The organism is Pseudomonas sp. NPDC088322 (genome assembly GCF_044740745.1).
Taxonomy (GTDB): domain Bacteria; phylum Pseudomonadota; class Gammaproteobacteria; order Pseudomonadales; family Pseudomonadaceae; genus Aquipseudomonas; species Aquipseudomonas shirazensis.
The window spans coordinates 473,907-486,244 of record NZ_JBIURK010000005.1; the positions used below are offsets into that span (position 1 = coordinate 473,907).

Genomic DNA, 12,338 nt, shown 5'->3' on the forward strand with positions numbered 1-12,338 from the left:
GCGCCCAGATCCAAGGCATTGCGCTTGGATCATTGGGCAGCAGCAAAGGTTCGCAGATTTTTCGATTCAGCTCGCTGTCACCAATCGTAAGTCATTTCCACAGATGCAACCCGCTCCTGCCCGTAGTAACAGCCAAACGCATAGTTGCAGTCCGAAATGAACTCGCGGTCAAACACGTTCTGCACGTTCAGGCTGGTACGCAAACCGCGCAGGCCGGCATCCAGCCCGCCCAGGTCGTAGCTGATGGTGGCGTCATAAACCACATAGGCAGGCACGTCGAACGAGTTGGCCGAGTCCCCCGGCTTGCGTCCGGTGTAGCGAGCGCCGGCACCGAAGGTCAGGCCAGCGAGCGTTGCCTGAGTGAAGTGATAATCGACCCACAACGAGGCCGACACCGGCGCCGTTGCCTCACTGCGGTTGCCCTCATCGCCGTAGGTGCTTTTGGTATAGAACGCGTCGATGTAGGTGGCGGCGGCCATCACATCCACATTGTCGAGGCTGGACTTGGCTTCCAGTTCGATACCCCGGGCGCGCACTTCACCACTTTGCGTCGAGTATTGCGGGTACTGGGTGTCGCCCGTCAGCACGTTCTTCTGTTTGACCTGAAACACCGACGCGGTAATCAGCGTCTTGTCGAAGGGCTGGTACTTCACCCCCACTTCGTACTGCTCACCCTCGGTTGGCGTAAAGGCTTTGCCACCGCGCTCGGGGGCGGCGGTGCCCAGGGTCGGCAGGAACGACTCGGAGTAGCTGACATAGGGCGCCAGGCCGAACTCGGTGACATACGTCAGACCGACTCGTCCGGTGAACTTGTTGTCCCGCTGCGACGCTACGGTGTGGGCGAGCAGGTCCTTGTTGTCGATTTCCGCCCAGTCCTGGCGACCGCCAATGGTCAGGACCCATTGGTCGAAGCGGATCTGGTCCTGCAGGTACACGCCGGTCTGGCGTAGGGTGTTGTCCCATTGGGTGTCGAGCACCGGGGTTACGCTGGAGCTGTCGTAGTTGTTCTTGCCATACAGATCGACCGGCAACACGTTGTAGGCGTTATAGCCATCGTACTTGCGAGTGAAGTGACGATAATCGACGCCGGTCAGCACGGTGTGCTCAAGCGCACCGGTGTTGAAGGTGTATTCCAGGTTGTTATCGATGGTGTAGGCAATGTTGTGCTGGCGCCAGTCTAGTTTGACTCGATTGGCCCGGGTCTGATCAACCACCCCGGCCGCATCGGTGACGAAGCTGCGCAGATAAAAGCCCTTGTACTGGTCACGCACGTCGGTGTAGCGCGCGGTGGAGCGGTAAGTCAGGTCGTCACTCAGGTTGTGGCTGAAATCATAGCCAAAAATATACTGGTCACGCTTGTAGTCGTTGTATCGCGAATCACCGGAAAAGAACTCCCGCTTGATCTTCTGCCCGGTCGGGCCACGGTCCAGTGAGCCGATCCGTGGCAACGATTGATAGTCGGCCTGGCCATCGTCGCGCTGGATCTGCGCCAATAGGGTTAACGAGGTGGCTTCAGTGGGTGTCCAGGTCAAGCTCGGCGCCAGCAACATTCGCTCGGAGTGGGTATGCGCGACCTGCTCATTGCCTTTCTTGGCAACGCCGACAAGGCGATAGCTGAATTCCTTTTGCTCGTCGAGCGGGCCGCTGGTATCGATTGCACCGTTGACCCGGTTGTAGCTGCCCGCGCCGAGCTTGATCTGGCTGCGCTGTTCGCTGGTGGGGCGCTTGGACACCAGGTTGATCAGGCCGCCCGGCTGGTTCTGCCCGAACAACACCGATGACGGCCCTTTGAGCACTTCGATGCGCTCCAGGGTATAGGGGTCGATCTGCGGCGCACCGCCGAGGCTACCGGCATAAGGTATGTAGGCACCGTCGAAATACAACGGCGTCGGGGCGAAGCCGCGGCTGGTGATCTCGTCGGCGATCACGTTGCGATCGGTGAAGCCGCCGGTGGTCAAGCCCGGCGTGTAGCGCAGTGCCTGGGTCAGGTTGCGCGCGCCCTGCACGGCGACCTGATCGGCCGTCACCACGTTGATCGCCTGGGGGATTTCCAGAATCGGCGTATCGGTCTTGGTCGCGGTAGCGCTGCGCGTGGCGACATAGCCGTCGACCGGTCCGTAGGCCGACTCGATGGCCTCGCCGGAAATATTGGTAGCGCCCAGTTGCATGGCGGCGCCCTGCTCACGCAGCAGCAGCGAGTAGCTGCCGCTGGCCAAGCGAACCGCTTGCAAGCGGGTCCCGGCCAGCAGCTTCTGCAGCCCGGCATCAGTGCTGTAGCGGCCGCGCAAGCCGCTGGTCTGCTGCCCGGCAGCGTGGGCCGGATCGAACGAGACCGTCACGCCGGCAGCGGCCGCGAACTGAGTGAGCGCCGACCCCAGTGCGCCGGCGGGGATATCAAAGCTGCTTTCAATGTTGGTCTGAGCCGACGCCGGCGGGGCAATCAGCGCGGTGCCGACTGGCAGAGACAGCGCCATCCCCAGCAGCGCGGCGTGCACCGCACGGTTCAGGGGTTTGACTGCAGGTTTGCTGAAGATTTCGCGCGACTGAGGGTTGCGGGGGATCATGCGGTTTCCTTGCGCCCGGTGGCAGTAGATGACGGCGTCTGTGTGCGCCTCTACCTTCCAAGTCGAACGAGAATAAAAATCAACAACCCCTGCGCTGGATTATTTTTACAACGGTTTCAAGCCGGCTCGACGCGCGTCCAATAACGGCTGAAACGACGCAGGCGCACGGGTAAGGTCGACGTCAGATTGTCGAGGATGACGTCGCTGTCACCGAGGTGGAAGGCACCTGAAATCCGCAGCTGAGCCACCGCCGACGCACAGCCCAGATGGCCCCGGCGATAGCGTTGTAATTCGCTAATGAAGTCGCCTAGGGACCAGTCCTCGATAACCAGCATGTTGCGCGTCCAGGCATCCAGCTGCGACGGGGACTGCTGCAGCGTACCGGCCTCGGTGCTGACGAAAGCCAGTTGTTGACCGGCATTGACGCGTACCGCCGAACCTATGGCGCTTGCGCAGCGCACTTCAACCGCATGCTCCTGCACACTGACCCGAGTACGTTGCGCGTCGTAGCGCACCACGAAGCGAGTACCCAGGGCGCGGATGCTGCCCGAAGGGGTATGCACGATGAAGGGGCGCGCCTGCGCGTCCGGCGCCGTCTCGATCTGGATTTCACCGCTGAGCAGTTGTATTTCACGCACGCTCGCGCTGTAGTGAATGTCCAACGCAGTGGCGGTATTGAGCATCAGCAAGCTGCCGTCATCCAGGCGCAGCCGACGCCGCTCGCCGGTAACGGTACGCTGTTCGGCCATCAAGGTTGGCAGTGGCGTTGTGCTCCAGGCCAGCGTGCCAGCCCCGCCTGCGGCCAGCAAAAGCGAAAGGAACTTGAGCACCTCGCGACGTTTGGCCCGGGCACTGCTCAGCGTTGGCCGGCCTATGCCTGGTGTGAGCTGGGCGAGCTTGTCCTGCAGTCGAGCCAGTCGCTCCCACGCCTGAACATGCCGCGGATCACGCTCCAGCCAACGCAGATGCGCTTCACGCAAGGCAGCATCGGGCGTTTCGGTGCGCAAGTCGACGTACCAGCGCGCGGCGGCCTCGAGTGTTGCATGGTCAAGGGCTTGCTCACGCACGTTCGTCATCTGCCAGCAGAAGGCAATGAGTCAGAGCACGCACTGCGTGTTTCTTGACCGTGTTTACCGAGATGTTCAGGCGGCGGCCGATCTCGACATAGCTCAGCCCATCGAGCTGGGCCAGCAGAAAAATCTCGCGCGTGCGCCCACCCAGGCCGTCCAGCATGCGGTCGATTTCCATCAGGGTTTCGATGATCAGCGCGCGGGTTTCAGGCGAAATATCCAGCGGCTCGGGGCTGAGCGCGAGGGTTTCCAGGTAGGCCTGCTCCAGGTAGCGACGGCGGAACATGTCGATCATCAAACTGCGCGCGATGGTGCTCAGATAGGCGCGAGGCTCACGCAATTCGGTTGCCTTGCGCTGGGTGATTACCCGGATGAACGTGTCCTGGGCGAGGTCCGCAGCGTTGTCGACACAGCCGAGGCGCTGGCGCAACCAGCCGCAGAGCCACTGGTGATGGGTCTCGTAGAGTGACTGCACGGCGTTTTGCTGGGAGTAGTCGACAGAAGACATGAGAAGCGGCCTGGCGCAGGATCTGATAATGACTCTCATTTTGGCCAAGGGGTGTGGGGATGGCAATAGCCCGCTGCAGCGAGCGCATGTTTGGACCGCGGCGATCCTCTGCGTAACCGTCGGCACCGCAACTGTGAAACCTGTTCTGTGAACATAAGCTCATCACGCGGTCAGTATGTATTCGGCAGCGCGGCTCTATTCATGCCCTCGCCTCCACCATGATTGAGGATCACCATCATGATCACCCTGCATCACTTGAACGAATCGCGCTCCATTCGAACGCTATGGCTGCTGGAAGAGATGGGCGTGCCTTACAAAACGGAGTTCTATACCCGTGATCGAGCAACCCATTTCGCCCCTGAGTCGCTGAAGGCCATTCATTCACTCGGCAAGTCGCCGGTGATCGAGCTCAACGGTAAGGTGGTTGCGGAGTCAGGTGCGATTACCGAGATTCTGATCGAACGTTACGCTCCGCACCTGGCGCCGGCGAGAGACAGCGATGAGTACGTCGAGTACCTGCAATGGCTGCACTTCTCTGAAAGCTCCGCCATGCTGCCGCCGCTGCTTCAGGTGTTCATGCAGCGCGAGACGGCCGAGCTGGTTTTCCTGCCGAGCTATGCCCAGGCCGAGGGCAAGAAGATCTTCGCTTATTTGGATGACCAGCTGGAGAACAAAGACTACCTGGTGGGCGGCAAACTGAGCGGCGCTGACTTCATGATGTACTTTGTGGCCGAGCTTATTCAGCGCTTTGACCGCAAGGGTGAATACCCGAACATCGGGAAGTATCTGCTCAATCTGAAAACGCTTGAGAGCTGGAAGAAGGCGCAGGCGATCGAGGCTAGCCACTACGGATAAAAAGGTCCGTAGTATCAGCTGAGGTCGGTCCGAGGCTGTCGCCTTGAAGCGCATCCCTTTCAAGGTGTTCTGAAATTGCACATGCTTCAAGATCGCTGGGGCCGCTGCGCGCCCCAGCGATCACAAGCGAGAGAAAAATCCAGAAAAATGCAGAGACCTTGAAAGGGATGGCCTTGAAGCGGGCATGTAAAAGCCTGACAACTTCGAGACCAGCAGCGCTCGTCAGCTTAGCGACTCCTTGGGTAGGCCGCTTTGGCAACAAGAACGACAGAGACGTCGTACATGATGTCGCCCCCTCTTGTTGTCTTGTAAATATTACAGAGCATTCTGCCCTCGCCCTTAGGTGGTATCACTCTGATAGCATCTGGACCTGTGGTTCTTTCCAGGCTCAACGGCGCGGCTGTCAACTCTCCCGCGTAAATCTCGGCAACCACGATATTTTTGGGTGTCGTCTTCTGCGACCGTTGCCTGACTCCCTGCCCCAGCCCCCTGAGCCTTCCGGCAATCAAACGAACGCACATGTCATCCAACTGCGTCTTGAGGGGTCTGGCATCCCTGCTGGAGGGCCATCGGACAAAATCACTCTTGACGCTCTTGACATCCTTTTTCAGCAAATTCTCACCCGCAGACGGCACGCCAGAAGCATCCGCAGCGAAAATATAGCTAACCGTCGAGGGATAAGCAGATGCCAGCCGGCGCGGATCATTCTGGGCAAGGTGCTGTTTGACATAAGCCTGCGTATACCACCGCGCTTCAATCTTTACTCTCTTCTTGTCGGTAGCCGCGTGGGCGCTATTGGCAAAGACCAATGAAAGCACTGCGATGGCAATCAAGCTGAAATTCACGAGAGATCCTTTCTGTTTGTTGTGATGTGACGCGGCCGTTGGTTCAATCCTGCTATAACAAAAGCTTCAGTGGCCTTGTTCCCGCCAGCAGTACTAGAAATCCACCTTGCCCCGACCTGACTTGATGGTGCTGCGCTTGGCTTTACCTTCGAGGCGGCGGGTCTTCGAGCCCAGGGTCGGTTTGGTCGGGCGGCGTTTCTTCTCGGTCTTGCCGGCAGCAATGATCAGCTCGGCAAGCCGCGCCAAGGCGTCGGTGCGGTTCTGCTCCTGGGTGCGGTACTGCTGGCCCTTGATGATCAACACGCCGTCGCTGGTGATGCGGCTGTCACGCAGCGCCAACAGCCGCTCCTTGTAAAAGTCGGGCAGCGACGAGGCGCGGATATCGAAGCGCAGGTGCACAGCGCTGGACACCTTGTTGACGTTCTGGCCACCGGCGCCCTGAGCGCGGATGTAGGTCAGTTCGATGTCGGTATCCGGCAGATGCACAGTGTTGGAGATGGTCAGCATGAGATGGCCTTTGTGGTTGCGCGCATTATCACAGGGTTGGCGGCTCGCCCATAGCAGCACAGCAAACTCCCTGAGAACGTGCCGAAGTCGCCCTTCCCCAACGGAACGCGTTATAGATGATAACCCAAGCTATAGATAACAAAAACATAGGTTATTTGAAGCTTTATAACGCGTGTTTTACCCTTGGCGGTATGACCAAAGCCCCCGAAATGCTCAAAGATCGAATTCACCAACGCCGCACAGCCCTGGGCTTGAGCCAGCAGCAGCTCGCCGAAAGATCAGGGGTGAGCCAGGTCACTATTCAGCACTTGGAGAGCGGCCGAAACGCGACGTCGAAGAAGTTGCTGGAGATCGCGAGGGCGCTCGGCGTAACCGCGGAGTGGCTGGGCTCGGGGCAAGAGGCTCCACCGGCAAGGAGTAACGTGCAGGCGACGCACGTTCTGCCAGAGTCATACCAGTATCCGGTGATCAGCTGGGTTGCTGCAGGCGCCTGGGCCGAAGCGGTAGAACCGTTCCCGCCTGGCTACTCGGACAGGTATGAAATGTCCGATTACTACTCGAAGGGCACTGCCTTCTGGCTTGAGGTCAAAGGTGACTCCATGACCTCCCCAGTAGGCACCAGCATCACTGAAGGCATGCTTATCCTGGTAGACCCGGAGGCTGAAGCGATTTCCGGAAAGCTGGTCATCGCCAAACTTTCCGACAGCAACGAGGCCACCTTCAAGAAGCTTGTAGAGGATGGAGGCCGCCGCTTCTTGAAGCCACTGAACCCTGCATACCCAGTAGAGCAGTGCATGGAGGGCTGTCGCATTGTCGGTGTGGTAGTGCGCGCCATGATCAAGCTTTAAGCGCTTACCCTCCTAAGGCCCAGCCATCGAGCTGGGCTTTTTTTCGCCTAGCGTATTTCGCCGCGCCCAGTTCTCAAGCATTGAGAACCTTCGGCACGCAGGGGTCCCGCGCGTAGCGGGATTCCATGGCGGAAATTATAACTTGTGTTATTGACATAAGGGAAACCTGAATTATCATCAATCAATAACACAAGTTATTTTTGGCTTCGATAGCCATGACGCTCTGCCCAACCTGACGTGTCCACCTTGATGCACCCAGGCCATTACGTGTCTACAACGCGGCCTGGATTCCTACCTTGAACAAGGAGATCACCATGCACGCATTTGGCAACATCACCGCAAACGGCAAGGTCTATCTTTACCCAGCCGAGCTGCCCAGAGACCTGCTCTGGGTCGACCAGAACGGCCACACCAATTACTGGTGCTCGGTCCAGGCTGGCACCAGCGGCAGTTCAAAGAACCCACGCACCGAGGGCCGGCAAACGCTGCCAGGCACCGCTGTGTCTTTCAACTGGCTCCCGGGCAGCGCCAGGCACTCCATGTCCGGCCGGGTGCGGGTCGAGCAGGCGCCTTCCAGCGGCAAGGTCATCATCGGCCAGATCCACGCAGTCAATGCGCTCAACCCTTTTCTGATGGTGATCTGGTGGAATGGGTATGTGCGCATCGAGATTCGCGATGTGCCGCTCGGCGTCACCCGCACGCTGCTCAAGAAGCAGATGCCGCTGGGCCAAGTGTTCGATTACTGCATCGAGGTCGACGAACACAGCCAGCTAACTGCCACGCTCGACGAGCTCAGCGCCAGCGCGCCGGTGAATTCGAAGTGGAGCAAGTACCCGTTCTACTTCAAGGCAGGTGCTTATGTGATCGATAACAAAGGCGATGCAAGCGAGGGCGGATGGGTGGTTTACGAGGCGCTCGACGTGATCGACGGAGTGCTGCCCGCTTGATCACTGGGCTGGGTTTGCATGCCCCAAAAACGTAAAAGGCCCTGACAAGTCAGGGCTCTCAACAATTAGAGGCATCATACCCAACGATCCGCGCCACAGCGGTCGCCTGTCATGGTGGCCATTATTGTGCCACTATCTCTACTTCATTTAACCGTCATTCAATCGTTGTACTAGGATAGCCACCACCTCCCGAATGCAGCCCAGGATGCGGGCCAACAGCCAGACGGGAATCGAACCACCGGACCTCATGGACGACACGATGAATTCGCACCTGCTCTATCCACAAATCGGCAGAGTCATTGCCAGCACCGGCAGCCGTCAGTTCCCGCGCATGCTGCATGACCTGATCCAGGCCCACCTGACCATCGATGCCACGCATATACGCCTGCTGCCCTTGGCCCCGTCCGACCCGGACCCCAACGCGCCCGTGATCAACGAGACTGTGTTTTCCCCGGACGAGCAGCCCGGCAGGGCCTTCAGCGACCCTTCACGCCAGCACCTGATTCGCCGCAAAGGCGACGCACGCTACGAAATCAATGTGCTGCGCGCTGACTCCACCTACGGCTTCTCGGCCTTTGAACGCAACCGCCTGGACGACATCTCGCCACTGCTGCTGCCGATGCTGGAAAAGCACATCGATGCCCTGCAACCCGCACCCGAGCGCGCTACCCAGGAAACCCTAGAACAACGCTTTCTCGACCGCCTGGCGCAAACGGGGCTGAACCTGTCTCAACGGGAACGCCACGTGTGCCTTGGCCTGCTGGCCGGGCATACCGCCCCGGAGCAGGCCGAGCGGCTTGGGTTGAAGGTGAATACGGTCGAAAGCTATTTACGCCGCGCAGCGATCAAACTGGGCATCAGCGGTAGGCATTCTTTGATGCGCTGGATGTACACGGCGGTTTGATTTCGCCCTCGCTGTACCGGCTTCTTCGCGGGCAAGCACGCGAAGAGGCCGGTACAGGACACCTCAATCCCGTGCCAACGCCTCAATCGGGTCAAGCCGGGCCGCATTGCGCGCGGGCACGAACCCGAACACCACCCCAATCAACGTCGAACAGGCAAATGCCATCACGATCGATGCCGGTGAGAACACCATCTCCCACTGTTTGACGAACAATTCGAACAGGTAGCCGATCCCGTACGACAAGCCGATGCCTACCAGCCCGCCAAACAGGCAGACCATCACCGCCTCCACCAGAAACTGCTGGCGTATGTCCGATTGCCGTGCCCCCACCGCCATGCGAATGCCGATCTCGCGGGTGCGCTCGGTCACCGAGACCAGCATGATATTCATCACCCCGATGCCGCCCACCACCAGCGAAATGACCGCGATCAGCGACAGCAGCAGGGTCAGCGAGCGGCTGGTCTTTTGCACGGTCTGCATGATGCTGTCGAGGTTATTGGTGAAAAAGTCCTTGGTGCCATGGCGTTGCAGCATCAGCTTGGTCACCTCCGCCTCGACCCGCTTGCTCGGCACCCCGTCCTTGATACGCACGCTGATACTGTCCAGGTGGCGTTGGCCAAGCACGCGGCCAGCAGCCGTCTCGTAAGGCACCCAGATATTCAGCTGGTTACTGGCGACGAACAGGTTCTTGTTCTCGGCGGTGACGCCGATCACCGTGCACGGCAGATTCCCCACCAGAATCACCTGCCCCAGCGGGTCAACGGTGGGGCCGAACAGGCGCTTGCGGGTGTTGTGATCGATCACCACCACCTGGGCCTGGCGCCGAGCGTCCTCGGCACTGAACACAATACCGGCGGCCAGAGGGATGTTGCGCACCTGGAAATAGTGTTCGCTGACGCCATTGAGCTGCACGTCGACATCCAGGTTGCGGTAGCGCACCAAGGTGCTCTGGCCAATCACCGGTGTGGCGCTGTCGACGTAGTAGAGTGCGTTGAGCGCGGTGGCGTCGGCCGGCACCAGGGTTTGGATGGTATTGGCCCGGCTGTCGCCGAAGTTGCTACCCGAATAGATATCGATGGTATTGCTGCCAATCGCCTGAATGTCCTTGAGCACGTAGCCCTTGGCCCCTTCACCAATGGCCGAGATAGACACCACTGAGGTGATGCCGATGACGATCCCGAGCATGGTCAACAAGGTGCGCATGCGGTGCGAGATCAGTGCGATCCAGGCCATCTTGAAGGCCTCACGAAACATCCCCAGGCTGGCGATCAGACGCCGTGCAGGCGGGGCGGCCGCTGCCGGCTCGGCTACCGCGGCGGGCATGGCTGCGGTGCCCGTGCTACGGTCGCTGACGATCTGCCCATCGCTGACCTCGATGACCCGCTCGGCATGCGCAGCAACCTTGGGGTCGTGAGTCACCAGGATCACCGTGTGCCCCGCTGCGTGCAGTTCCAGCAGGATGTTCATCACCTCTTTGCCACTGGCTGTGTCCAGCGCACCGGTCGGCTCATCAGCAAGGATCACCTGGCCACCGTTCATCAGCGCCCGGCAGATACTCACCCGCTGCTGCTGGCCGCCGGACAACTGGCTGGGGCGGTGCTGCAAATGCCCGGCAAGGCCAAGGCGGGTGAGCAGCTCGCGTGCCCGGTGGTGACGCTGCCCATGTGGGGTGCCGGCATACACCGCAGGAATCTCGACGTTGTGCAGGGCATCCAGGTGCGGCAGCAGGTGGTAGCGTTGAAAGATGAAGCCAAAATGGTCGCGGCGCAGCGCCGCCAGGGCATCGTCATCCAGCGTGCGCGTCTCTTGCCCGCTGACCTCGTAGCTGCCGCTGCTGGCGTTGTCCAGGCAGCCGAGGATATTCATCAGGGTCGACTTGCCGGAACCGGAGGCGCCGATGATCGCCACCAGCTCGCCACTGTGGATCTGCAGGTCGATACCCCTGAGCGCCAGGAACTCGCGGTCGCCGGCGAGAAAACTGCGGCTGACACCCTGTAGACGTAACAACGGCTCGCCGTTGCCGCAGGCAACGGCCCTGTGCGCACTCAGCTCGACATTCATATTCATGCTCACGCCCCTGCTTCGCCAGACACCGGTTCGCCGATCACCACACGGTCACCTTCGGCCAGGCCATCCTTGATCTGCACTTTGACGTTGTTGTTGATCCCTGCCTGCACGTTGCGCACGTGGGCGAAGCCCGTGGCATCGAGCACTCGCACCGGGAAGCTGCCGTCGCCATTGCGCGCGCCCAAGGCTGCCACTGGCACAGTGAGTACGCCTTCGGCCGTGTCGAGCACAATGTGCACTTGGGCGGTCATCGAAATGCGCAGGCGGTGCTCGGGGTTCGCTACCTCGAACAGCGCGTTGTAGAACACCGCGCCATTGGGGTTGGAGGCACTGCCATCGCTGTTGTCGGTGCTTTGCGCATAGTTCTGCGGGGCAGGTTCGGTGCCGCGCAGCTTGGCGTAGTAACGCTTGTCCTCACCGAGGATGGTGAAATACACCGGTTGGCCTGGGCTGATGTGGATCACATCGGCCTCCGACACCTGGGCCTTCACAGTCATGGTGTCGAGGTCGGCCAGCTTGAGCAGCACCGGCGCCAACTGGTTGGCGATCACGGTCTGCCCTTCTTGCGTGACGATGCCCACCACATGGCCGTTGATGGGTGCATTGATACGGGTGTAGCCCAGGTTGACCTTGGCCGTGTCGATTTCGACCCGGGCACTCTGGATCTGCGCATCCAGAGAACGCACGGCGGCCTGCTGCACTTCGTACTCCGACTCGGCGTTCTCGAAGTCCTGGCGCGACACCGACTCGTCGACCTGCAGTTCACGATAGCGCTCATAGACCCGCCTGGCCTGCTTGAGCTGGGCCAGGCTCGAGCGGCGCTCGGCCTGCAACTTATCCTCGTCGACCTCAGCCTGGCGCAAGGTATTGCGCAGCACCAGCGGGTCGATTTCGGCCAGCCACTGGCCCTCGCTGACCTTGTCACCCAGCTTGACCTTCAACGAGCGCAACTGGCCCGACACCTGGGCACCGACATCCACCTGCTTGACGCCCTGCAACGTGCCAGTGGCCAACACGGCGTTCTCGATGTCGCCACGTTCGACCGTGGCGGTAATGTACTGCGGCGGCTTGGCCGGGGCCTGGACGGCATACAAGGTGACGCCTGCGACCAGGGCCGCGGCGATGCCGAGGCTGAATTTGCGCAATCTGGACTTTTCCATGAACACTCACTATTTCTCGGGTTTCGCTTCACCCGGCCCCCGCGGGGCCGGGAAGGCCCATCT

At 60.2% G+C, this 12,338-nt stretch carries 11 protein-coding genes; 4 read left to right on the forward strand and 7 right to left on the reverse strand.

The window, feature by feature from the left end; all coding sequences use genetic code 11:
- Positions 1-77: 77 nt before the first annotated feature.
- From ACIOAU_RS16085 to ACIOAU_RS16095, 3 genes are all read right to left on the reverse strand, one after another.
- Entirely contained in the window at positions 78-2,564 is a 2,487-nt protein-coding gene (locus ACIOAU_RS16085; RefSeq protein WP_401183230.1) for a TonB-dependent siderophore receptor, read from the reverse strand.
- A gap of 116 nt (positions 2,565-2,680) precedes the next feature.
- Positions 2,681-3,631 carry a FecR domain-containing protein gene (locus ACIOAU_RS16090; RefSeq protein ID WP_401183233.1) on the reverse strand — a complete coding sequence of 317 codons (951 nt, stop codon included), beginning with the start codon at positions 3,629-3,631 and terminating at the stop codon, positions 2,681-2,683.
- A complete protein-coding gene (locus tag ACIOAU_RS16095; protein WP_101320772.1) occupies positions 3,624-4,142 on the reverse strand; it encodes a sigma-70 family RNA polymerase sigma factor in 519 nt (172 codons plus the stop codon). The genes ACIOAU_RS16090 and ACIOAU_RS16095 overlap by 8 nt, the downstream gene beginning before the upstream one ends.
- Before the next feature lie 237 nt (positions 4,143-4,379).
- Here ACIOAU_RS16095 and ACIOAU_RS16100 point away from each other — a divergent pair, with 237 nt between their 5' ends.
- On the forward strand, positions 4,380-4,997 hold the full coding sequence (locus ACIOAU_RS16100) for a glutathione S-transferase family protein (RefSeq protein WP_259072886.1): 618 nt from the start codon (positions 4,380-4,382) through the stop codon (positions 4,995-4,997).
- Positions 4,998-5,224: 227 nt separating this feature from the next.
- Here ACIOAU_RS16100 and ACIOAU_RS16105 read toward each other — a convergent pair whose 3' ends face one another.
- Together ACIOAU_RS16105 and arfB are read right to left on the reverse strand one after the other, a co-directional pair.
- Positions 5,225-5,842: a hypothetical protein gene (locus ACIOAU_RS16105; RefSeq protein ID WP_181106834.1), complete on the reverse strand. Its 618-nt coding sequence runs from the start codon at positions 5,840-5,842 to the stop codon at positions 5,225-5,227.
- Between the two features lie 93 nt (positions 5,843-5,935).
- Entirely contained in the window at positions 5,936-6,349 is a 414-nt protein-coding gene (gene arfB, locus ACIOAU_RS16110; RefSeq protein WP_101323061.1) for an alternative ribosome rescue aminoacyl-tRNA hydrolase ArfB, read from the reverse strand.
- Positions 6,350-6,465: 116 nt separating this feature from the next.
- On the opposite strand from arfB, the gene ACIOAU_RS16115 reads away from it, so the two are divergent.
- The 3 genes from ACIOAU_RS16115 to ACIOAU_RS16125 all read left to right on the forward strand — a co-directional run bounded on the left by ACIOAU_RS16115 (position 6,466) and on the right by ACIOAU_RS16125 (position 9,048).
- Positions 6,466-7,197, forward strand: a complete 732-nt coding sequence (locus ACIOAU_RS16115) for a LexA family protein (RefSeq protein WP_401183238.1) — start codon at positions 6,466-6,468, stop codon at positions 7,195-7,197.
- A 314-nt stretch (positions 7,198-7,511) separates the two neighbouring features.
- Positions 7,512-8,144 (forward strand): polysaccharide lyase family 7 protein, encoded by a 633-nt coding sequence (locus ACIOAU_RS16120; protein WP_401183241.1) that lies wholly within the window; start codon positions 7,512-7,514, stop codon positions 8,142-8,144.
- A 259-nt stretch (positions 8,145-8,403) separates the two neighbouring features.
- Positions 8,404-9,048, forward strand: a complete 645-nt coding sequence (locus ACIOAU_RS16125) for a helix-turn-helix transcriptional regulator (RefSeq protein WP_150569946.1) — start codon at positions 8,404-8,406, stop codon at positions 9,046-9,048.
- 63 nt (positions 9,049-9,111) lie between these two features.
- On the opposite strand, the gene ACIOAU_RS16130 is transcribed toward ACIOAU_RS16125, so the two are convergent.
- Both ACIOAU_RS16130 and macA read right to left on the reverse strand, forming a co-directional pair.
- Positions 9,112-11,115 carry a MacB family efflux pump subunit gene (locus ACIOAU_RS16130; RefSeq protein WP_401183245.1) on the reverse strand — a complete coding sequence of 668 codons (2,004 nt, stop codon included), beginning with the start codon at positions 11,113-11,115 and terminating at the stop codon, positions 9,112-9,114.
- Between the two features lie 2 nt (positions 11,116-11,117).
- Positions 11,118-12,275 (reverse strand): macrolide transporter subunit MacA, encoded by a 1,158-nt coding sequence (macA, locus tag ACIOAU_RS16135; RefSeq protein ID WP_188036286.1) that lies wholly within the window; start codon positions 12,273-12,275, stop codon positions 11,118-11,120.
- Positions 12,276-12,338 lie beyond the last annotated feature (63 nt).